Source organism: Guptibacillus algicola (genome assembly GCF_020171805.1).
GTDB lineage: Bacteria > Bacillota > Bacilli > Bacillales > Guptibacillaceae > Guptibacillus > Guptibacillus algicola.
In genome coordinates, this window is sequence record NZ_JAIVAF010000008.1 from 33,812 (window position 1) to 60,180 (window position 26,369).

26 protein-coding genes, 1 rRNA gene and 2 other annotated features are annotated in these 26,369 nt (G+C 41.3%); all 27 genes read right to left on the reverse strand.

The annotated features are described in order from the left end of the window. Positions 1-9 precede the first annotated feature (9 nt). Entirely contained in the window at positions 10-3,552 is a 3,543-nt protein-coding gene (gene rpoB, locus LCM09_RS19380; protein WP_224885248.1) for a DNA-directed RNA polymerase subunit beta, read from the reverse strand. Positions 3,553-3,814: 262 nt separating this feature from the next. Further along, positions 3,815-4,414 (reverse strand): class I SAM-dependent methyltransferase, encoded by a 600-nt coding sequence (locus tag LCM09_RS19385; RefSeq protein WP_224885250.1) that lies wholly within the window; start codon positions 4,412-4,414, stop codon positions 3,815-3,817. Positions 4,415-4,538: 124 nt separating this feature from the next. Beyond that, on the reverse strand, positions 4,539-4,901 hold the full coding sequence (gene rplL, locus LCM09_RS19390; RefSeq protein ID WP_224885252.1) for a 50S ribosomal protein L7/L12: 363 nt from the start codon (positions 4,899-4,901) through the stop codon (positions 4,539-4,541). Positions 4,902-4,956: 55 nt separating this feature from the next. Further along, on the reverse strand, positions 4,957-5,457 hold the full coding sequence (rplJ, locus tag LCM09_RS19395) for a 50S ribosomal protein L10 (protein ID WP_224885254.1): 501 nt from the start codon (positions 5,455-5,457) through the stop codon (positions 4,957-4,959). A gap of 44 nt (positions 5,458-5,501) precedes the next feature. Beyond that, positions 5,502-5,636, reverse strand: a sequence feature (ribosomal protein L10 leader region). Positions 5,637-5,695: 59 nt separating this feature from the next. Continuing rightward, on the reverse strand, positions 5,696-6,388 hold the full coding sequence (gene rplA / locus LCM09_RS19400) for a 50S ribosomal protein L1 (RefSeq protein WP_224885255.1): 693 nt from the start codon (positions 6,386-6,388) through the stop codon (positions 5,696-5,698). 141 nt (positions 6,389-6,529) lie between these two features. After that, a complete protein-coding gene (gene rplK / locus LCM09_RS19405) occupies positions 6,530-6,955 on the reverse strand; it encodes a 50S ribosomal protein L11 (RefSeq protein ID WP_048313309.1) in 426 nt (141 codons plus the stop codon). Positions 6,956-7,101: 146 nt separating this feature from the next. Next, positions 7,102-7,635, reverse strand: a complete 534-nt coding sequence (gene nusG, locus LCM09_RS19410) for a transcription termination/antitermination protein NusG (RefSeq protein WP_224885257.1) — start codon at positions 7,633-7,635, stop codon at positions 7,102-7,104. Positions 7,636-7,715: 80 nt separating this feature from the next. Continuing rightward, the gene (gene secE / locus LCM09_RS19415) at positions 7,716-7,910 is read right to left on the reverse strand and encodes a preprotein translocase subunit SecE (protein WP_224885259.1); all 195 of its coding nucleotides are present in this window, start codon (positions 7,908-7,910) and stop codon (positions 7,716-7,718) included. 77 nt (positions 7,911-7,987) lie between these two features. After that, positions 7,988-8,137 (reverse strand): 50S ribosomal protein L33, encoded by a 150-nt coding sequence (gene rpmG / locus LCM09_RS19420; RefSeq protein WP_224885261.1) that lies wholly within the window; start codon positions 8,135-8,137, stop codon positions 7,988-7,990. 307 nt (positions 8,138-8,444) lie between these two features. Further along, a complete protein-coding gene (gene sigH / locus LCM09_RS19425) occupies positions 8,445-9,095 on the reverse strand; it encodes an RNA polymerase sporulation sigma factor SigH (protein WP_263623095.1) in 651 nt (216 codons plus the stop codon). A gap of 115 nt (positions 9,096-9,210) precedes the next feature. After that, positions 9,211-9,720 carry an NYN domain-containing protein gene (locus LCM09_RS19430; protein ID WP_224885265.1) on the reverse strand — a complete coding sequence of 170 codons (510 nt, stop codon included), beginning with the start codon at positions 9,718-9,720 and terminating at the stop codon, positions 9,211-9,213. A 2-nt stretch (positions 9,721-9,722) separates the two neighbouring features. Then, complete coding sequence (rlmB, locus tag LCM09_RS19435; RefSeq protein ID WP_224885267.1) at positions 9,723-10,469, reverse strand: 23S rRNA (guanosine(2251)-2'-O)-methyltransferase RlmB; 747 nt, start codon at positions 10,467-10,469, stop codon at positions 9,723-9,725. After that, positions 10,462-10,881: a Mini-ribonuclease 3 gene (locus LCM09_RS19440; RefSeq protein ID WP_224885269.1), complete on the reverse strand. Its 420-nt coding sequence runs from the start codon at positions 10,879-10,881 to the stop codon at positions 10,462-10,464. Before LCM09_RS19440 ends, rlmB begins: the two co-directional genes overlap by 8 nt. Next, a complete protein-coding gene (gene cysS, locus LCM09_RS19445; RefSeq protein WP_224885271.1) occupies positions 10,881-12,284 on the reverse strand; it encodes a cysteine--tRNA ligase in 1,404 nt (467 codons plus the stop codon). The genes LCM09_RS19440 and cysS overlap by 1 nt, the downstream gene beginning before the upstream one ends. Next, positions 12,265-12,918 carry a serine O-acetyltransferase gene (cysE, locus tag LCM09_RS19450; protein WP_404800869.1) on the reverse strand — a complete coding sequence of 218 codons (654 nt, stop codon included), beginning with the start codon at positions 12,916-12,918 and terminating at the stop codon, positions 12,265-12,267. Before cysE ends, cysS begins: the two co-directional genes overlap by 20 nt. Positions 12,919-13,002: 84 nt before the next feature. Further along, positions 13,003-13,228 (reverse strand) — a binding site (T-box leader). A gap of 12 nt (positions 13,229-13,240) precedes the next feature. Further along, complete coding sequence (gene gltX, locus LCM09_RS19455; RefSeq protein WP_224885275.1) at positions 13,241-14,710, reverse strand: glutamate--tRNA ligase; 1,470 nt, start codon at positions 14,708-14,710, stop codon at positions 13,241-13,243. Positions 14,711-14,777: 67 nt separating this feature from the next. Then, complete coding sequence (gene ispF / locus LCM09_RS19460) at positions 14,778-15,254, reverse strand: 2-C-methyl-D-erythritol 2,4-cyclodiphosphate synthase (RefSeq protein WP_224885296.1); 477 nt, start codon at positions 15,252-15,254, stop codon at positions 14,778-14,780. Next, entirely contained in the window at positions 15,251-15,943 is a 693-nt protein-coding gene (ispD, locus tag LCM09_RS19465) for a 2-C-methyl-D-erythritol 4-phosphate cytidylyltransferase (RefSeq protein WP_224885278.1), read from the reverse strand. Before ispD ends, ispF begins: the two co-directional genes overlap by 4 nt. A gap of 25 nt (positions 15,944-15,968) precedes the next feature. Next, positions 15,969-17,066 carry a PIN/TRAM domain-containing protein gene (locus LCM09_RS19470; RefSeq protein WP_224885280.1) on the reverse strand — a complete coding sequence of 366 codons (1,098 nt, stop codon included), beginning with the start codon at positions 17,064-17,066 and terminating at the stop codon, positions 15,969-15,971. A 159-nt stretch (positions 17,067-17,225) separates the two neighbouring features. Then, a complete protein-coding gene (disA, locus tag LCM09_RS19475; RefSeq protein WP_224885282.1) occupies positions 17,226-18,287 on the reverse strand; it encodes a DNA integrity scanning diadenylate cyclase DisA in 1,062 nt (353 codons plus the stop codon). A 3-nt stretch (positions 18,288-18,290) separates the two neighbouring features. Next, complete coding sequence (gene radA, locus LCM09_RS19480; RefSeq protein ID WP_224885284.1) at positions 18,291-19,667, reverse strand: DNA repair protein RadA; 1,377 nt, start codon at positions 19,665-19,667, stop codon at positions 18,291-18,293. Positions 19,668-19,860: 193 nt separating this feature from the next. Then, positions 19,861-22,302 (reverse strand): ATP-dependent protease ATP-binding subunit ClpC, encoded by a 2,442-nt coding sequence (clpC, locus tag LCM09_RS19485; RefSeq protein ID WP_224885286.1) that lies wholly within the window; start codon positions 22,300-22,302, stop codon positions 19,861-19,863. Next, positions 22,299-23,393: a protein-arginine kinase McsB gene (mcsB, locus tag LCM09_RS19490; protein ID WP_224885298.1), complete on the reverse strand. Its 1,095-nt coding sequence runs from the start codon at positions 23,391-23,393 to the stop codon at positions 22,299-22,301. The genes clpC and mcsB overlap by 4 nt, the downstream gene beginning before the upstream one ends. Next, positions 23,393-23,926 carry a protein-arginine kinase activator protein McsA gene (mcsA, locus tag LCM09_RS19495; RefSeq protein WP_224885288.1) on the reverse strand — a complete coding sequence of 178 codons (534 nt, stop codon included), beginning with the start codon at positions 23,924-23,926 and terminating at the stop codon, positions 23,393-23,395. The genes mcsB and mcsA overlap by 1 nt, the downstream gene beginning before the upstream one ends. 29 nt (positions 23,927-23,955) lie before the next feature. Further along, the gene (locus LCM09_RS19500; RefSeq protein WP_224885290.1) at positions 23,956-24,420 is read right to left on the reverse strand and encodes a CtsR family transcriptional regulator; all 465 of its coding nucleotides are present in this window, start codon (positions 24,418-24,420) and stop codon (positions 23,956-23,958) included. A 145-nt stretch (positions 24,421-24,565) separates the two neighbouring features. After that, on the reverse strand, positions 24,566-25,279 hold the full coding sequence (locus LCM09_RS19505) for an MgtC/SapB family protein (RefSeq protein ID WP_224885292.1): 714 nt from the start codon (positions 25,277-25,279) through the stop codon (positions 24,566-24,568). Between the two features lie 755 nt (positions 25,280-26,034). Then, positions 26,035-26,151 (reverse strand): 5S ribosomal RNA (rrf, locus tag LCM09_RS19510). Positions 26,152-26,369 lie beyond the last annotated feature (218 nt).

Here is a 26,369-nt window from a genome sequence, read left to right on the forward strand (position 1 = left end):
GTTTAACCCTTACTCACTCGCCTGATTTGACCCAACATTCAAGTTTAATTTCTCAGTAGATTGGTCTTCTTCATCGTCTAACTCTTTCATTTCGATCTCTTGCTCATCACTAGCTAGCATTTTCACGTCCATACCTAGTGATTGCAACTCTTTAATTAGAACTTTAAACGACTCTGGAATACCAGGCTCAGGAACATTTTCACCTTTTACGATTGCTTCGTAAGTTTTAACACGTCCAACAACGTCATCAGACTTAACAGTCAGAATTTCTTGTAGGGTATATGCAGCACCGTATGCTTCAAGTGCCCATACCTCCATCTCACCGAAACGCTGTCCACCGAATTGTGCTTTACCACCAAGCGGTTGCTGTGTAACGAGTGAATATGGCCCTGTAGAACGTGCGTGAAGTTTGTCATCAACCATGTGAGCAAGTTTGATCATATACATCACACCGACAGAGATACGGTTGTCGAATGGTTCACCTGTACGACCATCGTAAAGAACAGTTTTACCATCACGTGGCATTCCTGCTTCTTCAAGTGTTTCCCATACGTCTTCTTCACGAGCACCGTCAAATACTGGAGTTGCAACATGAATGCCTAGCGCTCGCGCAGCCATTCCGATATGCATCTCTAATACCTGTCCAATGTTCATACGTGAAGGAACACCAAGCGGGTTCAACATGATATCGATTGGCGTACCATCAGGTAGATACGGCATGTCTTCTTCAGGAAGAATCCTTGAGATAACACCCTTGTTACCATGACGACCAGCCATTTTATCTCCTTCATGAATCTTACGCTTCTGAACGATATACACACGAACTAGCTGATTAACTCCCGGAGGAAGCTCATCGCCATCTTCTCGGTTAAAGATTTTCACATCGAGTACGATGCCATCTCCGCCGTGAGGAACACGTAGTGAAGTATCGCGTACTTCACGTGCTTTTTCTCCAAAGATTGCGTGAAGAAGACGTTCTTCAGCTGTTAGCTCAGTAACACCCTTAGGTGTAACTTTACCAACGAGGATATCACCGTCTTTTACTTCAGCACCCATGCGAATAATTCCACGCTCATCAAGGTTGCGCAGTGCGTCTTCCCCAACGTTTGGAATGTCACGAGTAATCTCTTCAGGTCCAAGCTTCGTATCACGAGCTTCTGATTCATACTCTTCAATATGAATTGACGTATATACGTCATCTTTTACGAGGCGTTCGCTCATAATAATAGCATCCTCATAGTTGTAACCTTCCCAAGTCATGAATCCGACAAGGACGTTACGCCCGAGTGCCATTTCACCTTTTTCCATAGAAGGACCGTCACCAAGAATCTCACCTTTTACAACTCGGTCACCTTCATCTACGATAGGCTTTTGGTTATAACATGTTCCCTGGTTGGAACGAATGAATTTCAGTAGTCTATAGCGATCAAGGTCGCCTTTAACTTCCTGACCATCTACAACGGAGACACGACGAACATGAATTTCTGCAGCAGAAGCAAACTCAACGATACCGTCATGTTTACAAATCACAGCAGCTCCGGAATCTTTTCCGTTAACATGCTCCATACCTGTTCCGACGATTGGTGATTCAGGAACCATCAAAGGTACAGCCTGACGCTGCATGTTCGCTCCCATTAGTGCACGGTTGGAGTCATCGTTCTCTAGGAACGGAATACAAGCCGTTGCAGCCGAAACAACCTGTTTCGGGGATACGTCCATGTAATCGATCTTGTCACGGTTAATGATGATGTTCTCATCACGGAAACGCGCAACAATATCTTCTTCTTTAAATGATCCATCATCATTGAGCTTAGCGTTAGCCTGCGCCACAACATAGTTATCCTGTTCATCAGCAGTAAGGTAATCAATATACTCAGTTACCTTGCCTGTTTCAGGGTCAACTCTGCGGTAAGGTGTTTCGATAAACCCAAACTTATTAACTCGTGCATAGGAAGATAGAGAGTTAATTAGTCCGATGTTTGGTCCCTCTGGCGTTTCGATCGGACACATTCTTCCATAGTGGGAATAATGTACGTCACGAACTTCAAAGCCTGCACGCTCACGAGTTAAACCACCCGGTCCAAGTGCAGATAAACGACGCTTGTGCGTAAGCTCTGCTAGCGGGTTCGTCTGGTCCATAAACTGAGATAGCTGTGAGCTACCGAAGAACTCTTTAATCGATGCAATTACTGGACGGATGTTGATTAGCGCTTGTGGCGTAATCACATTTGTGTCCTGAATTGACATACGCTCTCTTACTACACGTTCCATTCTGGACAAACCGATACGGAATTGGTTTTGTAGTAGTTCACCAACAGAACGAAGGCGGCGGTTACCAAGATGGTCAATGTCATCTGTGTTACCTACCTGGTGAAGAAGGTTAAAGAAGTAATTGATAGAAGAAATGATATCTCCAGGCGTGATGTTCTTCACTCCAGAGTCAATTCCTCCATTACCCATAACATTAATCACACGTTCACCTTCTGGATCGTCAGGTGCATATATCTTAATAGATTGTAGTCCTATAGAATCATCTTCAATGACCCCGCCGTGAGGTTCAACGTTTTTGAATCCAACGTTGGTTTCAATAGCAGGTAGAATCTTATCTAGTAGGCGGCGGTCAAGAATCGCGCCTTCCTCTGCAATCACTTCGCCTGTTTCAGGGTCAACGAGCGTTTCTGCTAAACGTTGATTGAATAGACGGTTCTTGATATGAAGCTTTTTATTAATCTTGTAGCGTCCTACGTTAGCTAGATCATAACGCTTCGGATCAAAAAAGCGGGAATCAAGTAAGCTTTTTGCGTTATCAACAGTCGGTGGCTCACCAGGACGTAAGCGTTCATAGATTTCTAGAAGCGCTTTTTCTGTTCCGTCCGTGTTGTCCTTTTCCAGGGTATTGCGAAGATATTCATCTTCACCTAGGAGATCTATGATTTCTTGATCAGACCCAAACCCTAACGCTCTGAGCAATACCGTAATCGGTAGCTTTCTAGTACGGTCAATACGTACATAGACAATATCCTTGGCATCAGTTTCAAATTCCAGCCATGCTCCTCGGTTTGGAATGACAGTAGCTGTATATCCCTTTTTGCCGTTCTTATCAATCTTTTTGCTATAGTAGACACTTGGAGAACGCACAAGCTGAGATACGATGACTCGTTCTGCCCCATTAATAATAAAAGTACCTGTTTCAGTCATCAACGGGAAGTCACCCATGAATACTTCTTGTTCTTTAACTTCACCCGTCTCTTTATTGATTAGGCGCACTTTTACTCGTAAAGGTGCAGAGTATGTCACATCTCGCTCTTTGGTTTCTTCCACGGGATACTTTGGTTCACCTAGGCTATAGTCAACAAACTCTAGCACAAGATTACCAGTGAAATCTTCAATTGGAGAAATATCCTGGAACATTTCTCGTAAACCCTCATCAAGAAACCATTGATAAGAAGCCGTTTGAATCTCAATTAGATTTGGTAAATCTAATACTTCTTTGATTCGCGCGTAACTTCTTCTTTGGCGGTGGCGTCCATACTGAACTAGTTGGCCTGTCAAATGATTCACCCCTCAAATCCAGCGTATTTATTTTTTTTGCCTCTCGATTTCCACTATAATAGGGAATCTATCGTTGGACAAAAAAGAAAAAGGGCATAAATTAGTTTTTCCCCTTATCTATAAGCGATTATATTAGTTTTCCCAGACTCAAGTATAATATACCCCGTGTCTTTTAGACACGAAAAAGGCCCGGAAAATCCATCATTGGCATTATAATATATTAGCACAGCCTGTCTATGAAGTCAAAGGATAATATAATATTTTACTTGACTGCTTTGATAATATAGTATCCTTTCTTTTTAGAGACAGTTTCGACCTTTTGAAACATTTCTTCGAGCTTCGCAATAGCGGAAGGCGCACCTTGTTTTTTCTGAATAACGATCCAAAGGGATCCGTTCTCTTTCAAAACGTCGTGAGCTTCTTCAAAAATTCCATGAACTACTTGCTTGCCCGCTCGAATCGGTGGGTTTGTAATAACGCACGCAAACGTTCGGTCATTTACTGCACTAAGTTGATCACTCGGCATCACGGTAAGGTTAGACACGTTGTTGCGAGTCGCGTTCGACATCGCTAAATCTACTGCGCGTTCATTAACATCCAACATGTAAAACCGACGTTCTGGAAATTGAGATGCGAGCGATATTCCTATCGGCCCATATCCACAACCAACATCGACGATGTCGCCATCTACGTCCGGATCCACAAATGACTCTATTAGAAGTTTACTACCAAAATCAACTTCTTTTCTTGCAAAAACACCGGAATCCGTAGTGAATTGGAACTTCATACCTCGCAAAACTTCAGTTATGCGGTTAGGTTGACTTTTCACTTCTGGTTTCCTTGTATAATAATGCTCTCCCATCGCAATCCCTCATTTCATTGCCATCATCTACAAGCATATCCAGCTGTATTCTAATCATAACCTATAATTAATTTTAAACTACAAAAAGCTCGCTTTTAAAAGCGAGCTTTTTGTTTCAAACCAATTACTTAACTTCGATTGCAGCGCCAACTTCTTCAAGCTTAGATTTCATTTCGTCAGCTTCTTCTTTTGATACGCCTTCTTTAATCGGGCTTGGAGCACCGTCAACTAGTTCTTTAGCTTCTTTCAAGCCAAGACCAGTGATTTCGCGAACGACTTTGATGACTTTGATTTTGCTGCTTCCAGCACTTTCAAGTACTACATCAAATTCAGTTTGCTCTTCTGCAGCACCTTCAGCTGCACCGCCTGCTGCTGCTACTGGAGCAGCTGCAGTTACACCAAATTCTTCTTCGATAGCTTTAACTAGGTCGTTAAGCTCAAGAACTGTCATTTCTTTGATTGCTTCAATGATTTGCTCGTTACTCATGAGTAAATCCTCCTTAATAGTTGTTTTTTATTAACCGAATTGATAGGCCGTAAACTTACGCGCCTTGATCTTCTTTTTGATCGGCAACAGCTTTTGTAGCCAATGCCATGTTGCGCATAGGTGCTTGTAGCACAGATAGCAACATAGATAGTAGTCCGTCGCGGTTCGGTAGATCCGCAAGTTCCTTTATCTTCTCGTATGAAACAACGCTACCTTCGATTACACCAGTCTTGATTTCAAGAGCTTGATGATCTTTAGCAAAGTTGTTCAAGATTTTCGCAGGAGCAACAACATCTTCATTACTGAACGCGACTGCCGTAGGTCCGACAAGGTGTTCATTTAAATCAGTAAGTTCAAGCTCTTCTGCTGCGCGACGAGTCATAGTGTTTTTATAAACACGGAATTCAACATCCGCATCACGCAATTGCTTACGAAGTTCAGTAACTTCACCTACATCAAGTCCACGGTAGTCAACAAAAATTGTTGATTGGCTATCGCGAAGTTTGTCTGCAATTTCCGTAACTAACTTCTTTTTTTGTTCAACTGCACTGCTCATTGTTCCACCTCCTATAGAAATGTGTCTATACCGTTCCGGAGTATGAGGTCATATAAAAAGCCTTCACATCCGAAGACATGAAGGCATTAACGATCGCTTTGTATCGAAACACTTCACACCTCGGCAGGATATTAAGTGCTAAGCACCCCTGCTGTCTACGGTACAGAAAGTATTAACTTATCAAACAACATTTTAAAGTATATAAAATATAAACGCTAAAGTCAATAGCTAATTTTTATTAGCGGTAGCTAGAAGCGTTAACTTTTACACCAGGTCCCATTGTAGATGCTACAGAAACGTTCTTGATGTACGTTCCTTTAGCAGCTGCAGGCTTAACCTTAACAAGAGTTTCAACTAGAGTATTCAAGTTTTCAACTAGCTTGTCAGCTTCGAAAGATACTTTACCGATTGGTGCATGGACATTTCCAGCACGATCTACACGGTACTCTACTTTACCAGCTTTGATTTCGTTGACAGCTTTCTCAACATCAAATGTTACTGTTCCAGTTTTCGGGTTTGGCATTAAGCCTTTCGGTCCAAGAACACGACCAAGCTTACCAACTTCGCCCATCATGTCTGGAGTAGCTACGATTACATCAAACTCGAACCAACCTTGGTTGATTTGGTTGATGAACTCAGTATCTCCAACATAGTCAGCGCCTGCTGCTTCAGCTTCTTTCGCTTTTTCGCCTTTTGCGAATACAAGAACTCGTTGAGTTTTACCAGTTCCGTTTGGAAGTACAACCGCGCCACGAACCTGCTGGTCGTTTTTCTTCGGGTCTACTCCTAGACGGATAGCTGCTTCAACTGTTCCATCAAAGTTTCCAATAGAAGTCTTTTGAACAAGTTCTACTGCTTCTTGAGGCTCGTAGAAAGTTGTGCGATCAACTAGCTTTGCAGCCTCTTGGTATCTTTTACCTCTTTTTGCCATTTTGAGTTCCTCCTTGAATGTGGTTTAGCGGATTAACCTCCCACTATTTATGGTAACGAACTTAGCCGATACCATAATAAAAGTTGCGAACCTGTAAACTACAGGCAGGAATCCCTTTTAATCGCAACGGCTTGTGTAGCATTAGTCTTCGATCGTAATTCCCATGCTGCGTGCAGTTCCTTCAACCATACGCATTGCAGAATCAACATTCGCTGCGTTAAGATCTGGCATTTTTGTTTCAGCGATCTCACGCACTTTATCACGCTTTACAGTCGCAACTTTGTTGCGGTTAGGTTCACCAGAACCTGACTCGATACCTGCTGCTTTCTTTAGAAGAACTGCAGCTGGCGGAGTTTTTGTGATAAATGTAAATGAACGGTCTTCAAAAACCGTGATTTCTACTGGAATAATCATGCCAGCCTGGTCAGAAGTACGAGCATTGAACTCTTTACAGAATCCCATAATGTTCACTCCAGCTTGACCTAGTGCAGGTCCTACTGGCGGTGCAGGATTTGCCTTCCCAGCCGGGATTTGCAATTTAACAACTTTAATTACCTTTTTAGCCACGCGACACACCTCCTTAAGTCCGTGATGTGGTATTTGGGTGTCTTCACCCTCCCACCTTTTATATCAAATAATGTCTCGATTGGTATGAGACTCATGAAACATTAAAATTCTATCATTAATAAAAATGTTTTTCAAGAGCTTTTCTTCTAGATCTTTTCAACTTGTCCAAAATCGAGCTCTACTGGAGTCTCACGACCAAACATATTAACGTGAACTTTCACCTTACCTTTGTCAGCATCTATCCCTTCGATAGAACCAACAAAGTCAGCGAAAGGTCCTTCCTTAACCTTAACTTTTTCCTGCATCTCGAAATCAACGTCAGCCTTTGGTTGTTCCATCCCCATTTGCTTCAGAAGGTTTTCTACTTCTTCAGGAAGAAGCGCTGTTGGTTTCGAACCAGCACCAGCTGATCCTACGAAGCCAGTTACACCAGGAGTGTTACGGACTACGTACCAAGAATCATCAGTCATAACCATTTCAGCTATAACATAACCTGGGAAAACTTTCTTCAAAACAGTTTTCTTTTTACCGTTCTTGATTTCAGTTTCTTCCTCTACAGGTACAAGCACACGGAAGATCTTATCCGTCATGCCCATTGACTCAACTCTTTTTTCAAGGTTTGTCTTTACTTTGTTTTCATACCCAGAATACGTATGAACAACATACCATCTTTTTTCCATATATACAGGACTAGTCGTCCTTCCCTCCCCAACTCATTTACTCTATCATTCTAACCTGATAGTGAAAGATTTATAACGAATTAACCTAAAATGAGGCGGATAAGTGAAGAAATACCCTGGTCGATCAAAGCAAAGAATACCGCTACGAAAATAACCGTCGAAACAGTAACGATCGTATAGCGTGTTAGATCCTTGCGCGTAGGCCAACTCACTCGCTTCATTTCTCTTGTCACTTCACGTAAGAACTTACCAGAACGTTGAACAATACTTGCCATTACATGCTACCCCCAATTGTCTGGCGGAATAAACTCCCCCGAGAATCTTTATAATCGTTCATTCAACATGAACGCCCTTACTTTGTTTCACGATGCACAGTGTGCGCATCACAGTATTTACAATACTTATTCACTTCGATGCGGGCCGGGTTTGCCTGAGAGTTTTTCATAGTTGTGTAGTTACGGCTATTGCATTGGACACATGCTAGTGCTACTTTTTTACGCATAATGACACCTTCCTAAGCCACGCAGTTTGAAGTTTGAATATCAGCTAACCACATCCAATCACATGATGTGGCGATAGCTTCACCTTTTATTTTATATAAACCTATGCATTTATACAGCATTAAAAAAGACAAAAATAAAAAAACGTTCAGTGACGCTGTGACGTTCGTTGAAAAATCTAGCAAAAAGTACACATTAGTACATGTATCAATTTATCATAGCATGATTCAGAGTGTCAATAAAGCCTAGAAGGACCTCCCCAAAGAAAAAACAGGGGAAACAACTTCCCCTGCTTAAGACTTGTCCATATTAAAGGCTTACTTCGCGGAGCTCTAAGTAACGCTCAAGCTTGCGCTTAACACGTTGCAACGCATTATCAATGGACTTCACATGACGATTCAAATCAACGGAGATCTCCTGATAGGAACGACCATCAAGATAGAGCATCAAGACTTTTCTTTCTAAATCGCTCAAAATTTCTGACATTTTGAGTTCGATGTCATCGAATTCTTCTTGATTAATGATCAGTTCCTCAGGATCTGTGACCTTCGTGCCGCAAATAACATCCAGCAACGTCCGATCAGATTCTTCATCGTAGATTGGTTTATCTAACGATACGTAAGAATTCAGCGGAATATGCTTTTGTCTCGTTGCAGTCTTGATTGCAGTAATCATCTGCCGGGTGATGCACAGTTCGGCAAACGCTTTAAAAGATGAGAACTTGTCTCCTCTAAAATCACGAATAGCTTTGTAGAGACCGATCATTCCTTCTTGAATGATGTCTTCGCGGTCTGCTCCAATAAGAAAATATGACCTCGCTTTAGCGCGTACGAAATTTTTATACTTCGTAATCAGATGTTCCAACGCTCGACTATGACCCTCATGGACCATCACTACTAGCAATTCATCATCAAGTTGATCGAACGCTACTTCTTCCAGGTGTCTTTGGCCTGCTGTCAGCTGCTCATTATCTACCGTGCTTTCCTTGAGGTCTACTGTGCTCAATATGCGTTCCCCCCGACCAGTACGCTATATAGAAATATTATACAGGACATGTCGAAAAATCGTCAACCTACTATTTACCGCCTCTTCGCCATTTTTCAAATATTTCGCTAACTTCTTCAGACAAAAACAAGCCTGTTGAGCGATTTTCTCTATTAACCTTATCAACTCTTTTTTCGATTCCCTTTTCGATTCGCTGCATTTCATTGTATAGCTCCCGAGCTGACTTTCTTAATGCGCCTTGGCCAAAGATTGCCCACTGCTCAGTATAATCAGAGGTAGCCACATGAACTTGAGTGCGGATATCTTTAAGTTCCCTCGCAAGCTTTTCAATCCGTTCATCCGCTGTTTCGTTCTCTCTTGTATAAATGATTTCTACCCCATACAAACTATTTTTCTTCTCGACACCACGGGCGAGGTGAGCGTCAAATACGACGATCACCCTATACCCTGTGTATGCTTGATATTCAGCCATATATTCGATTAATAGCTCGCGGGCTTTACTAAAATCATTATCCTTTAATGTCCTAAGTTCAGGCCATGCGCCGATAATATTATAGCCATCAACAAGCAGCACATCCATGATTATTCTCCCAGGGGATGACGTTGTCGGTAAATTTCGTACATCATTAATCCAGCTGCTACTGAGGCATTAAGTGATGTTACTTTACCGGCCATTGGAAGGCTTACGAGAAAGTCACATTTATCTTTAATAAGGCGACCGATTCCTTTACCTTCACTACCAATAACAAGTCCAATCCCCATGTCGTATGACGCTTCTCGATAATCTTGTCCACCTTTAGCGTCTGTTCCTACAAACCAAATCCCTCTATCCTTCAGTTCATCCATCGTACGAGCAAGATTCGTCACTCTCGCTACTGGTACATATTCGAGCGCCCCGGTTGATGACTTTGCAACTGTCGATGTGAGGCCAACAGCTCTCCGCTTAGGTATAATCACACCATGTGCCCCAACTGAATCAGCCGTTCTCAAAATGGAACCAAGGTTGTGAGGGTCTTCGATTTCATCAAGAATTAGAAACAAAGGCTGCTCACCAGATTCCTCCGCCTTCTGAAAGAGATCTTCAAGATCTGCATATTCATATGCAGCAATCGAAGCAACTACGCCTTGATGATTTGATTCTCCTGAGAGTTGCTCTAACTTCTTCTTTGGCACAAATTGAACAAGAACATTTTGAGTCTTTGCTTTTTGTACAATAGGTTGAAGTGGCCCTTTTTGCGATCCTTCATTAATCCAGATTTTATTTATTTCATGACCTGACTTTAGTGCTTCTAACACTGCATTTCGGCCTACGATAAACTCTTTACCCATCAGTCTTCACTTCTTTCTTCGGTTGTTCCACAAATTTATAAAATTCTTCTAGTAGTTCATTCTGTCTTTCTTCATTTCCCTGTAAGTATAAGTATCCAAACAATGCTTCGAGAGCTGTAGAATACTTGTACGTGCTCACGGATGTATTCTTAGGAACAGTTCCTGATTTCGCGTTTCTCCCTCTACGGACAACTCCCTTTTCTTCTTCTGTGATCGCGTCCTTGTCCAAAAGATCGTGAAGAAAAGCCGCTTGAGCTTTGGCGGATACATACTTCGTAGCTGTTCGATGCAGCTGATTTGGTCTTATATGACCCAGCGATAGAAGCCGCTCCCTAACGTGGATTTCAATCACTGAGTCACCCATATAAGCAAGAGCTAATGAATTTAGCTGTTTAACATCAATTTCTTTCATTACTCGCTCCTCTTCCAGCGAACACCCTGTGGTGTATCTTCCAAAAGAATTCCTTGTTCCTTTAATTCATCACGGATTTCATCCGCTCTAGCGAAATTCCGTTGCTTTCTAGCTTCATTTCGTTCTTCTATCAGTTGATCGATATCCTCATCGAGGAGACCTTGTTCTTGTTCAAAGGAAAGACCTAGCACAGATCCGAAATCCTTAAAGCGTTCTAGGAAGAGCTCTATGACCTCTTTAGATGAATTCGATTCTTGAAGATAAAGGTTTGCTTCCCTAGATAGTTCGAATAAAATTGAGATGGCGTTTGCTGTATTAAAGTCATCGTCCATTTCTGAAACAAACCGGTCATGATAGGTTTGAATCTTTTGTTTCCACTCATCAACATCTTTACCAAGGTCAGCACTTTTTTCAAATCGATGCGTTAAATTCTCAACCGTATCTTTGATTCGCGTTAATCCTGTCTTAGCACTTTGAAGGAGCTCATGGTTAAAGTTAATCGGATTTCGATAGTGTACGGATAACATAAAGAACCGAATAGCCTCTGGGTCATGTTGTTTGATTAAATCATGTACAAGCACGAAGTTACCGAGTGATTTAGACATCTTTTCGTTGTTTATATTGATATACCCGTTATGAAGCCAATAATTCGCAAAAGCTTTTCCAGTTAATGCTTCAGTTTGCGCTACTTCGTTCTCATGGTGTGGAAAAGCAAGGTCTTTACCACCTGCATGAATATCAATGGTATCTCCAAGATATTTCTGCGCCATCGCTGAGCACTCGATATGCCATCCAGGGCGACCTGCTCCCCAAGGACTCTCCCAAGAAATTTCGCCTTCTTTCGCTTGTTTCCATAGCGTAAAGTCCAACGGGTCTTCTTTTTTCTCTCCTACAACAATACGGGAACCAAGCTTAAGTTCATCGATTGATTGATGAGAAAGCTTTCCATACCCTTCGAATTCTCTCGTTCGAAAATACACATCACCTTCAGATTCATAAGCGAATCCTTTTTCAATCAAAGCAGAGATGAAGTGGATGATCTCATCCATGTTTTCTGTGACCCTAGGATGCTCATCCGCTTTTAGTACTCCTAACGCACCAACATCTTCATGGTAAGCATCGATAAAGCGCTCAGCAACTTCTGCGACTTCTGTTCCTAGCTCATTTGCAGCACGAATCAACTTATCGTCTACATCCGTGAAGTTGGAAACATAACGCACATCGTATCCTCTGTATTCAAGATAACGACGAACAACATCGAATACGATTGCTGGGCGTGCATTTCCTATATGAATATAGTTGTATACGGTAGGACCACAAACATACATCCTTACCTTTCCTTCTTCAATTGGCTCAAAGGATTCTTTTTTCTGTGTTACTGTGTTATATAGTCGAATCGCCATCTTTTTCACTCCTCTTTCTTAGCTTCTCTATTTCTTCATGTAAAGCATGCATTTCTTTTTCCATCTGTTTAAATTTATCAGCGACTGGGTCAGGCATATTATGATGCTCAAGATCATGTGGCACCTTTACTCCATTTTGGATGACGACTTTCCCAGGTATACCGACAACTGTCGAATTTGACGGGACATTCTGCAATACAACTGATCCCGCTCCAACTTTGGAATTTTCTCCAATGGTAATGGAACCGAGAACTTTTGCTCCTGTCGCCACAAGCGTATTATCCTCTAAAGTAGGGTGACGCTTTCCTTTTTCTTTCCCCGTCCCTCCTAGGGTGACCCCCTGGAACAAGGTAACATTATTGCCTATTTCACACGTTTCTCCTATAACCACGCCCATACCGTGATCAATAAAGCAGCGTTCACCAATCGTCGCTCCAGGATGAATTTCAATTCCTGTAAAAAACCGACTAATCTGAGAAACGAATCGTGCCAAAAAGAAAAACTTCTTCTTCCAAAACCAATGAGCAAACCTATGTGACCAGATGGCATGAAGTCCTGCATAAGTTAAAATCACTTCAAAGTAACTTCTAGCAGCAGGATCTTGATCAAATACAACATCTATATCCTGTTTCATTGTCTTCCACACTGGATTCATCCCTCCCTTTTTTATTAACCTCAGCTTATTAAAAAAAGCGCCTCTGTGTGATTGAATCAATCACACAGAGACGCTTATCGCGTGGTTCCACTCTGTTTTATATCTCCTAATAGGAAATACCTTTCCCCATTAACGGCGGTTACCGCTCCTACATACTATCCTAGACAGGAGGTTCTGTAGAAGACTCAGAGGTGCATTTCAGTGAAGACATCCTTAAGCCGCTTTCAGCCACGTCGGCTCTCTCTAAAAAGAATGCGAATCACTTACTTCTCCTCATCATCGTTTAGTATTTAGTTATCGCTTAGGATTGACTTAATGCAATAACCTGATTCAATCGAGCCTTAACTGTTTCTCTACCTAACAACGAAATAGCATTTGGTAGCTCTGGACCATGCGTTTCGCCAGTCGTTGCTACACGGATTGGCATAAATAGCTTCTTCCCTTTATGGCCAGTAGCTTTTTGTGTTGCTTTAATAGCTGCCTTAATTTCACCTGGTTGAAAATCAGCAACCTCTTCAAGTTGATGAAGGAAGCCTTCCATTACTTCAGGAACTTGTTCTTCATTCAATACAGCTAATGCTTCTTCATTATAATTAATTTCTTGCTTAAAGAACAACTCTGTAAGCTCAACAATTTCTTTCCCATAATGAAGTTGCTCTTGATAAAGGGAGATTAGCTCTTGCGCCCATTGTTGTTGTTCAGCTGTCATTTCTTCAGGTAGTCGACCTGCTTCGATTAAGTGTGGAAGCGCAAGGTCTACTACACGCTCAAGGCTAGCAGCTTTAATATACTGGTTATTCATCCAGTAGAGCTTTTGTGAATCGAAAACTGCTGGTGATGTTGATAAACGTTCAGCATCGAAGATTTCGATAAGCTCTTCTTTCGTAAATACTTCCTCTTCGCCCTTCGGTGACCAGCCAAGTAGCGTGATAAAGTTAAATAACGCTTCAGGAAGGAAGCCTAAATCATGATATTGCTCGATGTATTGAACGATTGACTTATCACGTTTACTCAACTTCTTCTTCTGATCATTCACAATCAGCGTCATATGACCGAATTTAGGAGGCTCAAAACCGAATGCTTCATAAATCATTAACTGTTTTGGAGTGTTAGAGATATGATCGTCTCCACGTAGAACATGAGAGATTTTCATATAATGATCGTCTAACGCAACCGCGTAGTTGTATGTTGGAATTCCGTTCTTTTTGACAATAACGAAATCACCAATGCCGTTTGATTCAAAGGAAACACGATCTTTCACAATATCATCAAAGGAGAACTCTTTATCACGAGGTACCGCAAAACGAATGCTCGGCTGGCGTCCTTCAGCTTCTAGTTCATCACGTTTTTCTTGTGTTAGATGGCGACATTTACCAGAGTAACGAGGCATCTCTCCACGTGCACGTTGAGCTTCTCGCTCTGCTTCTAGCTCATCTTCTGTACAATAGCACTTGTACGCAAGATTTTTCTCAAGAAGTTCAGTCGTGTGCTTCGTATAGATATCAAGACGTTCCATCTGACGGTAAGGTCCATACTCACCCTCTTTGTCGATGCTTTCATCCCAATCCATACCTAGCCATTTTAAATAATCAAGTTGATTCTGTTCGCCACCCTCAACGTTTCGAGTTTGGTCTGTATCCTCGATTCTAATAATAAACTTACCGTTTTGGCTTCTTGCGAACAGATAGTTAAACAATGCAGTACGAGCATTACCTATATGTAAATACCCCGTTGGACTCGGTGCATAACGCACCCTAACTTCGTTTCCCATTTTATACACCACCATTAATTTTATCTTTAACTGTCTTATTATTTTACCATTAGAGTCAAATTATCGGTCAACTGGTTTGTAGTAATACAACTACTTCTGTTGCGATTCCCTCTCCTCGACCAGTGAACCCTAGTTTTTCTGAAGTTGTAGCTTTCACATTCACTTGATCAACATCCGCTTCAAGAAGTTCTGCAATCACTTCTCTCATCGCAGAGATGTGAGGTGCCATTTTGGGCATCTGTGCAATAATCGTACAATCTACGTTACCAAGAACATAGCCTTTTCCTTTTACAATCTTAAAAACGTGCCGCAGAAGTTCTTTCGAATCAGCATCTTTAAATGCTTCATCTGTATCAGGAAAATGCTTACCAATATCCCCTTCTCCGATAGCACCAAGACAGGCATCTGCGACCGAATGCAGTAAGACATCTGCATCTGAATGGCCTAGAAGACCTTTTTCAAAGGGAATTGTTATACCTCCAATAATACATGGACGCCCTTCAACAAGCTGGTGCACATCAAATCCATGTCCAATCCTCATTATGCTCCACTCTCCTTTTTCTCTCTTAAAATAGCTCTAGCGAAAATTAGATCTTCAGGAGTTGTTAGTTTCACATTCCAGTAGTCACCTGGAATAACCTTTACGGTCCGTCCGTTCATTTCTACGAGACTTGCATCATCTGTCCCAATGATATTATTTTCTTCAGCCCATCTATGAATGTCTTTTATGATAGAAAGACGAAAAGCCTGCGGAGTTTGAACTGCCCACAAGCTTGATCGATCGATGGTTTTATCAACCGTTAAATCACTGACCTGCTTTACGGTATCCTTAACCGGTACAGCGACGATCGCACCGTCATATGTAGATGCAGCTTGCGCTAATTTAAAAGCCACTTCAAGAGTGAAAAATGGTCGGGCTCCATCATGAATGAGAACGATCTTATCTCCATCTAGTGCTTTTAGACCTTCATATACACTTTGCTGCCGCTCTTTTCCACCTGTAACAACCTTTGTGACCTTTGTGAGCCCATACTCTTCGATCAACATATTGAAATCTTCATGTTCGCGTTCATTCACTGCTAAGACAATTTCCTCACAGTGTAAGTCACTCTGAAAAACCGATATCGTATGAACGATAATCGGCTTTTCATCAAGCATGATAAATTGTTTATTTTTCCCTGCATTCATTCGCTTCCCCTGGCCTGCTGCAGGTATAACAACAGAATACTTCAAACCTAGAACCCCCGTTACCTATCCCCTAGAGCGCTTTTTCTAGCAACTTGGGCTTGGCAAAAATCATACGCCCCGCAGATGTTTGCAATACGCTCGTCACAAGAACATCGATTGTCTTACCAATGTAGTCTCTTCCATCTTCTACTACAATCATTGTACCATCATCCAGGTAAGCCACTCCCTGGTTATACTCTTTGCCGTCCTTAATCACCTGAACATTAAGCTCTTCTCCCGGAAGAACAACTGGCTTAACTGCATTTGCGAGATCATTGATATTTAGAACTTGAACCTTTTGTAGTTCACATACTTTGTTAAGGTTGAAGTCATTTGTAACGACCATACCATTAACAAGTTTAGCAAGTTTCACGAGCTTACTGTCTACTTCTTGTATATCTTCAAAGTCACCTTCGTATATTTCAACATTAACGGCAAGCTCTTTTTGTATCTTGTTTAGAATATCTAGACCTCGACGTCCTCTATTTCTCTTCAGTACATCAGAAGAATCAGCTATATGTTGAAGTTCTTCAAGTACAAATTGAGGGATCACAAGGGTTCCTTCAAGGAAACCAGTCTGACAAATATCAGCGATTCGTCCGTCGATAATTACGCTAGTATCAAGAATCTTTAATTTCGATGAGCCAGAGTCAATGTCAGGTTCATCAGAATCTTTCTTCTTCTCTCTACCTCTGTTGTTATTGAATAGGTTAATAAGTTCATCTCGTTTCTTAAACCCAACCTGGAATCCAAAGTAACCACAGAGCACACTAATAAAGATAGGCAGAACGTTGCTAACGACTGGCAGCTTAATCTCAGCCAGAGGCATATTAATTAAAAATGCAACTATAAGTCCAATAATCAGCCCAATTGTCCCAAACAAAACATCACCAACAGGTGCTTTAACAACCTTCTCTTCAATAATGCGAATAAAGTCAACGATATAATCTGTTATCCAAAAAGTTGCTAGGAAAAATAGCACCGCTCCAATCACAGCACCTGCATAAGAGTTACTGAAAACGGATGGTATGTCCCCTATATTGAGTAATTGAATAAATTCTGGTAAATAAACTAAGCCCAGTGCTCCGCCTAAAATGATAAAAAATAACTGAATGATCCACTTTATCATTGACGTTTTCACCTCCTTCTATCATTATATACAATTTACTAAAATTGAAACGTTATTCTTGAAGTTTGCGAATTTTATAGTATGATAATAGGTTAGCTTTTATTCCAATAAATTAATTATAGAGTAGCACAGCCCCTATTGAATGTCTATTTGTTCGCCCTATATATGCCGGTCTACAAACAGTTGTTCTTGAATCCGTTTCAAGCCTGCCTTTATCTTTTTCGCGCGAATTTCTCCAATTCCTTCTACCTTATCCAACTCTTCGATAGAAGCTGTTGAGATATCATTAAGGTTCCCAAAGCTCGCAACGAGGTTTTCTATGATATTGGAAGGTAAACGAGGAATCTTATGTAGAATCCGGTACCCTCTCGGTTTAACAGCTTCGTTTTGTTCTTCGTAACCCAATATCTTCATAATTGAATGATCTTCAAGTAGATCATCACTCGTCAATTTCTTGAGTCTTTTCATAACATCTGCAGGTGTTTCATCAACATCTTTAACATAATCCCCGATGAGCCACCTAGCCTCAGCTTCAAGGTTTGTAACCAACTCTTCCATTTGCATACTGATTAAGCGGCCTTCTGTGCCAAGCTCATTAATATAATTTAATATCTCCTGCTTAATTCTGAGCACCATCTCTATTCTATGAATAACCTGCGCTACCTCTTGCAAGGTGGCAAGCTCTTCAAATTCAAGAGCACCAAGATCCGTAATTCCTTGATCTAACACTGATTTGTACTTTTCTAGCGTCTGCATCGCCTGGTTGGCTTTCGTTAAAATAACGCCGATCTCTTTCAATGAATAGCGAATGCTGCCTTGATAAAGGGTAATAACATTCCTTCTTTGAGATATTGAAATCACTAGATTGCCTGTTTGCTTGGCAACACGTTCTGCTGTTCGGTGGCGGATCCCGGTTTCCGTTGAGGGAATTGCTGTGTCAGGAATTAACTGCGTGTTCGCATAAAGGATTTTATTCGCCTCTTTATTAAGAATAATGGCGCCATCCATTTTTGCTAGTTCATAGAGGTACGCGGGGGTAAAGCGGCAGTCGATCGAAAACCCACCATCTACTAAATCTTGAACCTTTCCGTTATATCCAACAACGATGAGTCCTCCTGTTTTCGCTCGTAAAATATTATCTATACCATGCCTTAACATCGTACCTGGAGCAACAATCTTTAAGATGTCATTGATAACCTCCTGCTTTTTTTCTACCTCCATCAGTTACCCTCCCAATGCTTCGTTTAGTGCTTCATCTACGGTTTGGACACCTACAACCTGTATGCCTTTTGGAAATGTCCATCCTCCAATATTCTTCTGTGGAATAATTGCCCGCTCAAACCCAAGTTTAGCCGCTTCTTGCACGCGTTGTTCTATTCTAGATACTCGTCTTATTTCTCCTGTGAGGCCGATCTCTCCTACAACAATATCCGTAGCTCTCGTTGGTTTATCTCGGAAACTGGATGCAACAGAGACAGCGATTGCTAGATCGATTGCTGGCTCATCTAACCTTACCCCACCCGCTACGTTGAGGTAAGCATCTTGATTTTGAAGCAATAATCCAACCCTTTTCTCAAGAACCGCCATTAATAAGGAAACACGGTTATGATCGATTCCAGTCGCAGTTCTTCTAGGGTTACCAAAACTAGTTGGTGATATAAGTGCTTGAATTTCTACTAAAACTGTTCTTGTTCCTTCCATGGAAGCGACTACTGTTGAGCCGGCTGCTCCTGAAGACCGCTCTTCAAGAAAGATCTCAGAAGGATTAAGAACTTCTTCTAGTCCATCTTCTTTCATTTCAAAAACACCTATTTCATTCGTGGAGCCAAATCTATTTTTGACACCCCGAAGAATTCTAAATGTATGATGGCGTTCCCCTTCAAAATATAAAACGGCATCGACCATATGCTCAAGAAGACGCGGTCCTGCAATTGCTCCTTCTTTTGTTACGTGACCTACAATGAAAATAGCGATCCCTCGAGTTTTCGCAATCCTCATCAGCTGTGAGGTACATTCTCTAACCTGAGAAACGCTTCCTGGTGCAGATGTAACTTCCGATCGAAAGATAGTCTGAATTGAATCAATTATGACGAGTTGAGGCTCTATTTCATCTATCGCTTTACTAATATACTCTAAATCAGTCTCCGCTAATACAAATAGTTTTTCAGCGTCTACTCCTAAACGATCTGCTCGAAGCTTCGTTTGCTTCACCGACTCTTCACCAGATATATATAAAACTGGATGATCTCTGTCTGCGAGTTTTGAAGAAGTTTGTAGTAATAACGTTGACTTCCCTATCCCAGGGTCGCCCCCTACTAATGCGAGAGATCCAGGCACAATACCTCCACCCAGCACACGATCAAGCTCAACGATACCTGTTAATATTCGATCCTCTTTTTCCTTTTTAACGTTCCGAATCGATTCAGGCTTGCTTGTTGTTGTTGAATCACTGGACGTTACAAATCTCCTGCGATCATTCTCTGTTGGCACAAATTCTTCGACCATCGTATTCCACTGGTGACATCCTGGACATTTACCCATCCATTTAGGAGATTCATACCCACAATCCTGACACATAAATTTCGTCTTTTTCTTAGCCATGTTCTTCCTCACCTTCACTTTACCGAACACTTTTTCTTATATTATCATATCACAATTTTCAAGGTCATATGACCTTACTACGGTTGCTTATGTAGTGGAAAATATTGATCTATATCCTTTTCCCTTAAATGACTCGAAACATGCCTATCAAAATAAGAAAACCGGAAGACAGCAGCCTTCCGGTTCAATCATTTTACTTAGATGTCGCTCCAGACAACGTTTCAACAACAAAATCATCATTATTGTAGTCGATTTTCACACGCTGTCCTTTCTCAATGTTCCCTTTTAATAGCTCTTCAGAGAGACGATCTTCAATGTGACGTTGAAGTGCTCTTCTTAGTGGACGAGCTCCATAGTCTGGATCGTAGCCTTCTTCTGCAATCTTGTCGAGAGCAGGATCGGAAAGCTCAAAATCGATACCATGGTCTGAAAGACGAGTTTTAAGCTGGTTCGCCATGAGTACGATGATTTCTTTCAAGTGTTTCTTCTCAAGTGAGTGGAACACAATGATTTCATCGATACGGTTCAAGAATTCTGGACGGAACGTCTTCTTCAGCTCATCCATTACTTTACCTTTCATATCATTGTACTCTTCGCCTTCAGATCCTGTTGTAAAGCCAACGTACTTATTACGCTTCAATGTGCTGGCCCCTACGTTCGAAGTCATAATAACGACTGTATTACGGAAATCAACTACACGCCCTTTAGAATCTGTTAAACGTCCATCTTCTAACACTTGTAGAAGGATGTTAAATACATCTGGGTGTGCTTTTTCAATTTCATCTAGCAAGATAACGGAATATGGTTTACGTCTAACCTTTTCAGTAAGTTGACCACCTTCTTCATACCCAACATAGCCTGGAGGTGAACCTACTAGCCTTGACGTTGCATGTTTTTCCATGTACTCAGACATGTCGATCCTAATAACTGAATCTTCTTCACCAAATAGGGTTTCAGCTACTGCTCTCGCAAGTTCTGTTTTACCTACACCAGTAGGTCCTAAGAAAATGAATGATCCAATCGGTCGCTTTGGATCTTTAAGACCCGCTCGTGCTCTGCGTACTGCTTTTGAGATTGATTTAACAGCTTCTTCTTGACCGATCAAGCGATTATGAAGGATTTCTTCCATTTTCAACAAACGCTCTGTTTCCTGTTCTTCGAGTTTCGAAACAGGGATTCCAGTCCAGTTAGCTACGACAATCGCAATATCATCAGGGGAAACTTCCTGATTCTCTTTACCTTGCTTTTCTTTCCATTCTTTCTTCGTTTGCTCAAGCTCTTCTCTCAAGCGTTGCTCAGAATCTCGTAAAGATGCTGCTTTCTCAAACTCTTGACTCTGAACAGCTGCATCTTTCTCTTTCCTTACTTCCTCAAGTTTTTTATCTAGTTCTTTCAAGTTTGGAGGAGCTGTATAGGAACGCAGGCGTACTTTTGAAGCAGCCTCATCAATTAAGTCGATCGCTTTGTCCGGAAGGAAACGATCAGAAATATATCGATCAGAAAGTTTCACTGCAGCGTCGATCGCTTCGTCTGTAATCGTTACACGATGGTGCGCTTCATAACGATCTCGTAGACCTTTTAGAATTAGCGCTGATTCATCACTTGTAGGTTCGTTTACCTGAATCGGTTGGAAACGACGTTCTAACGCTGCGTCCTTCTCAATGTATTTTCTATACTCATCAAGCGTAGTGGCACCGATACATTGAAGCTCTCCACGTGCTAGAGCAGGTTTTAAGATGTTAGAAGCATCGATTGCACCTTCTGCTCCTCCTGCACCAATCAGCGTGTGAAGCTCATCAATAAAGAGAATGATGTTTCCAGCCTGGCGAATTTCATCCATCACTTTCTTTAAACGATCTTCGAATTCACCACGGTATTTTGTACCAGCTACTACTGTACCCATATCTAGCGTCATAACACGCTTATCACGAAGCGTTTCTGGTACTTCATTATTTATAATCTGTTGAGCAAGACCTTCAGCAATAGCGGTTTTACCTACACCTGGTTCACCGATAAGAACTGGGTTATTCTTTGTTCTACGGCTCAACACTTCGATTACACGTTCGATTTCCTTGCTTCGACCAATAACTGGGTCAAGACCACCATCACGTGCAATTACAGTAAGATCACGAGCAAGACCATCTAGGGTTGGTGTATTTGCACTTGCCCCAGCTCCCTGGTGGCTAGATGAAGAACTCTCGTTACTACCTAGAAGTTGTAGAACCTGTTGTCGAGCCTTGTTCAAGCTAACGCCAAGGTTGTTAAGAACTCGTGCTGCTACGCCTTCACCTTCACGGATTAGACCTAACAAGATATGCTCTGTGCCAACATAAGAATGACTTAGTTTACGAGCTTCATCCATTGATAGTTCGATCACCTTTTTTGCACGAGGTGTATAGTGAATGGATTGAACAGAATCCTGTCCTCTTCCAATTAGTTTCTCTACTTCTTTTTGGATCTTTTCTGAACCAAGTCCAAGAGCAGTCAATGCCTTAGCAGCTATCCCTTCACCTTCACGAATCAAGCCTAATAGGATATGTTCTGTCCCGACATTGTTATGACCAAGACGAATGGCTTCTTCCTGCGCTAATGCGAGCACTTTTTGAGCACGCTCTGTAAATCGTCCAAACATCATCGTTCATCACCCTCCGATTTCTTCAATTGTTTTTCTAGTTCAAGTCGTTCTCTGATTAATGTAGCTCGTTTAATATCTCGTTCTGCAGGATTAAGACTAGCTCCTGCATATTGCTGAAGAAAACCTGGTTGAGTTAAAATAACTAGCTCATTAAGTATTGATTTAGTTATACCAGCAACAAGACCGATATCGATTCCTAATCGAACATTCGAGAGGCACTTGGCAGCTTCCTTCGATTGAATGATTCTGCTATTCTCAAGAATTCCAAGAGAACGATAGATCCTGTCTTCCAATTCAATTCTTGAATTATCTAGTAACTTCCTTCTTGCTGAGCGTTCTTTTTCAATTACTTGCATAACCACACCCTGAAGGTCCTCGATAATATCTGTCTCACTCTTACCTAATGTGATTTGATTTGATATTTGAAAAATATTGCCCTGGGCTTCACTTCCCTCACCATAACTCCCTCTAACAACGAGACCAAGTTGGTTAATTGCTGGGATAATGTGATTTAACTGCTGCGTTAACACTAACGCTGGTAAATGCATCATCACCGAAGCTCTCATCCCTGTTCCAACATTCGTCGGACAGCTAGTTAAATACCCTTTTCGTTTATCAAACGCATAATCAACTTTACTTTCAATCCAGTCATCAAGAGAGTTTGCAAGATTCAATGCTTCTTTAAGTCTTAACCCAGCTTCCAAACATTGAATACGAAAATGATCTTCCTCATTGATCATAATGCTGATCGTCTCATTTTCACTAAGTAAGACTGCTCCATTTTTGGATTGCTCTACAAGATTGGGGCTAACAAGGTGTTTTTCGACAAGAACTCTTTTTTGAGTAGGCTTTAGATCTTCCATCTCAATTAGCTCTAGTCTCCCAACCTCTTCATTAGGTGCCTCGTTAAATTTCGTTTTGATACTTTCTAGAACTTCTAAGTTTTGCTTCCCGTTAGAAAGAACGGGGAAAACATAATTTCTTAAATTCCGAGCAAACCTTATTCGACTGCTCATAACGATATCTGAATCTGGTCCTTCATCTTTCATCCATGGGCTAACAGCTTCGCTAATAAAACGCTGGAGTGACATCATTCTCCCCCTTCCGACGCTTTATGTTCGAGAGAACGAATTAAATCTCTAGTTTCAGCAGCTTTTTCAAATTCCTCCTGCTGAATATATTCTTGCATTTTTGTTCGCAGGTTTTGAACTTTACGTTCAATTTCAATCGCTGCTCCGGCACGTTTTGGTAATTTACCAGAATGAACAGTATTACCACCATGAACCTTTTTCAAAATGGGATCAAGTTTTTCTGAGAACGTTTTGTAGCACTCTGAACATCCAAAACGGCCGATCTGCGTAAACTGTTGATACGTTAACCCACATTTCGGGCAGCTTTGACGTTCTCTATTGTAAATAGGATGTGTAGAGCTATCGTTAATAGGTGTTTCAAAATTTAGTAACCCCGATAATAAGTTATGGATAGAAAAATGGTTAGTGCCTGGCTCAAGCTCACCTTTTTCTTTGGCACATATTTCACAAATATGGAATTCTGTTTTTTGTCCATTTACAATCTTTGTGAAATGGAGCGTAGCAGGACGCTCACCACATTCTTGGCACGTCATAGGGCACCCCTCCTATTTGTACACTATTGCTATTGTTTATATTTCAGTGCCGTCAGCATTGCACGCAACATATTCGCTCTTAGATGATCTCGAAGTGGTAATTCAATAGTGATAACGGTTCGATCGAGAACACTTAGCATTAACTTCGCTTCTCGTCCCGATATTACCTCTTCTTCTAAGAGTCTAAGTATAATATTTTCAGATACTGCTTGTGGCACTTGGTTTTTAACAATGTTAAGCATGTCATCGATTAAATCCGCATGAGTTTCTGGCTTTACCTTCAAAATCCTTATATAACCGCCTCCACCCCTTTTACTTTCCACAATATAACCTTTTTCAATCGTAAAGCGGGTGTTGATAACATAATTAATCTGTGAAGGAACACATTGAAACTTATCAGCAATCTCACTTCTCTTTATCTCAACGGCGTCTCTACCTTCTACCATTAAGATTTTCTTGATATATGCTTCAATTACATCGGAAACATTCCGCACTTCGCTGCCTCCCCTCCGTCCCCAAACTGACTTTGACTATATTTGACGTTAAGTATATTATAACGTGTTATTTCTGGATTGGAAAGTAACATGTCTTTTCATTTCATCGATGTGAACCTTACCATCATTCCCAGAAATAGTGCATTCATTCCTTACAATTTATTCTTTTTATCTTATCAATTTCTTTAAGGTGATCCACTAGAGTTGAGAGCTTCATTGAATTATTTGTATTAACTAGAATCGAGTAAGTGTAGATCCTTTTATTCTCTTCATAGTGAGTATCTTTAGGGTCGTCGGTTTTCATTTCTAGAACGCTAATATTCATTTCTTCCATTTTCTCAATGACAGATGTTAACGAAAGTCCTTCTTCTACAAATAGATTGATCCAATGCTGCGATTTAGACATGTAAAGCTTCTCTACCTTACTTAAGAACACGAGGCTCAACACAACGATTAATGTAGTAAGAATAGCTTCATATAACATTCCTACTCCTACTACCAATCCGATCCCAGCAACTATCCAAATCGATGCTGCAGTAGTTAGTCCCCTGACTGTCCAACCATTTGCCAAAATTGTACCAGCCCCTAAGAACCCTATGCCACTAATAACATATGACGGAATTCGAGAAGGGTCAAAATTTATATTAGCATGCGTCTGATTATACTCTTCAAAGCCAAACAGAGATAATAACATCATTAAACAGGCTCCAACCCCTACAAGGATATGGGTTCTAAACCCTGCTGGATGCCTTTTAAATTCCCTCTCCATCCCTATTACTCCGCTCAATATTGCTGCAATTAGGATACGTAGTGATATCGTTACAAAATTGTCGTCTAGTGTGATGTTTAATACTTCCATTTGAGATCCCTTTCTGTATTTTTTATGTTTTATAATACCCTGCTTCTAGTAAAAATTAACGTCGATATTAGTATGAATGCCATCTACCATTTGCGCGGTCGATGGAGGTTCTCATAGATAAGTTTTGGGAGTTTTTAAGCAAGAATAGGCGGAAAAGTTACGTGGGATCTGCGGATTTTTCATTTTATCGGCAATATTTTGGTTTTATCAGCGGAATTAAGATTATATCCGCGAAGCGTTAATTGTAATTAATGATTAGTCAAAGGAACATTCAGACAGTACTCGGGAGAGAAGGGAACTTGCAGAATATCCGCGAATTTTTCATTTTATCCGCGATATTATTGATATATCCGCGCTTTTTGGTTGTTTATCCGCGAAACCGTCTTTCCAACCATAGATTACACAAAACCTCATTCAGACAACACTTCTCACTTGCCTAGCGACGTCCTACTCTTGCAGGGGGAGAGCCCCCAACTACCATCGGCGCGCGAGCTTAACTTCCGTGTTCTCATACGGGGCGCGATAAGCGGCGAACTTCTTCGTCAGCTGCGCGATCCTGGATCCTCATAGATCTCCGACTATCTACTCCGGTCCAGACTCACTTGCTTCCTCGAATTTCTTGCTTCTCCCACCCCTACGAAGCTTTCGGGGATGTTCTTGGATGTAATTCAAGATGAAATACTACCTTACGGTACTACTCCAAAGAAATAAACCATACAAAAAAAGCCAGAGGCTTAACCTCTGGCTTCTCACTTGCCTAGCGACGTCCTACTCTTGCAGGGGGAGAGCCCCCAACTACCATCGGCGCTGAAGAGCTTAACTTCCGTGTTCGGCATGGGAACGGGTGTGACCTCTTCGCCTTCATCACTAGACTTACAGGATGTAAGCCGTTCGATGTTCACCACAGGACGTGGTGGAACTTAATCGAACTTCTTTTCATTCCCTGAAAACTAGATAGCACTCGCAACGTATTCCAATAATATTTTTCGCGATGTCTAGTGCCGCAGGCTATATTCTTGCCCATTTCACTCTTTCACTTCAGGCGGAAAACGCCTTACGTTCAAGAGCTCCAATGGTCTACGAATATGAC

What these genes read in the sequence shown, in the direction of transcription:
- mcsB (WP_224885298.1), bottom strand. Translation starts at nt 23,393, where the DNA reads ATGTCACTCCAGCGTTTTATTAGCGAAGCTGTTAGCCCATGGATGAAA.
- LCM09_RS19440 (WP_224885269.1), bottom strand. Translation starts at nt 10,881, where the DNA reads ATGAAAGAAATTGATGTTAAACAGCTAAATTCATTAGCTCTTGCTTAT.
- gltX (WP_224885275.1), bottom strand. Translation starts at nt 14,710, where the DNA reads ATGGGAAACGAAGTTAGGGTGCGTTATGCACCGAGTCCAACGGGGTAT.
- LCM09_RS19505 (WP_224885292.1), bottom strand. Translation starts at nt 25,279, where the DNA reads ATGGAAGTATTAAACATCACACTAGACGACAATTTTGTAACGATATCA.
- rplA (WP_224885255.1), bottom strand. Translation starts at nt 6,388, where the DNA reads ATGGCAAAAAGAGGTAAAAGATACCAAGAGGCTGCAAAGCTAGTTGAT.
- LCM09_RS19385 (WP_224885250.1), bottom strand. Translation starts at nt 4,414, where the DNA reads ATGGGAGAGCATTATTATACAAGGAAACCAGAAGTGAAAAGTCAACCT.
- disA (WP_224885282.1), bottom strand. Translation starts at nt 18,287, where the DNA reads ATGGAGGTAGAAAAAAAGCAGGAGGTTATCAATGACATCTTAAAGATT.
- rlmB (WP_224885267.1), bottom strand. Translation starts at nt 10,469, where the DNA reads ATGGGTAAAGAGTTTATCGTAGGCCGAAATGCAGTGTTAGAAGCACTA.
- rplL (WP_224885252.1), bottom strand. Translation starts at nt 4,901, where the DNA reads ATGAGTAACGAGCAAATCATTGAAGCAATCAAAGAAATGACAGTTCTT.
- rpmG (WP_224885261.1), bottom strand. Translation starts at nt 8,137, where the DNA reads ATGCGTAAAAAAGTAGCACTAGCATGTGTCCAATGCAATAGCCGTAAC.
- LCM09_RS19470 (WP_224885280.1), bottom strand. Translation starts at nt 17,066, where the DNA reads ATGATAAAGTGGATCATTCAGTTATTTTTTATCATTTTAGGCGGAGCA.
- secE (WP_224885259.1), bottom strand. Translation starts at nt 7,910, where the DNA reads ATGGCAAGTATTGTTCAACGTTCTGGTAAGTTCTTACGTGAAGTGACA.
- LCM09_RS19430 (WP_224885265.1), bottom strand. Translation starts at nt 9,720, where the DNA reads ATGGATGTGCTGCTTGTTGATGGCTATAATATTATCGGCGCATGGCCT.
- cysS (WP_224885271.1), bottom strand. Translation starts at nt 12,284, where the DNA reads ATGGCGATTCGACTATATAACACAGTAACACAGAAAAAAGAATCCTTT.
- radA (WP_224885284.1), bottom strand. Translation starts at nt 19,667, where the DNA reads ATGGCTAAGAAAAAGACGAAATTTATGTGTCAGGATTGTGGGTATGAA.
- rplJ (WP_224885254.1), bottom strand. Translation starts at nt 5,457, where the DNA reads ATGAGCAGTGCAGTTGAACAAAAAAAGAAGTTAGTTACGGAAATTGCA.
- mcsA (WP_224885288.1), bottom strand. Translation starts at nt 23,926, where the DNA reads ATGACGTGCCAAGAATGTGGTGAGCGTCCTGCTACGCTCCATTTCACA.
- cysE (WP_404800869.1), bottom strand. Translation starts at nt 12,918, where the DNA reads ATGAAACAGGATATAGATGTTGTATTTGATCAAGATCCTGCTGCTAGA.
- nusG (WP_224885257.1), bottom strand. Translation starts at nt 7,635, where the DNA reads ATGGAAAAAAGATGGTATGTTGTTCATACGTATTCTGGGTATGAAAAC.
- clpC (WP_224885286.1), bottom strand. Translation starts at nt 22,302, where the DNA reads ATGATGTTTGGACGATTTACAGAGCGTGCTCAAAAAGTGCTCGCATTA.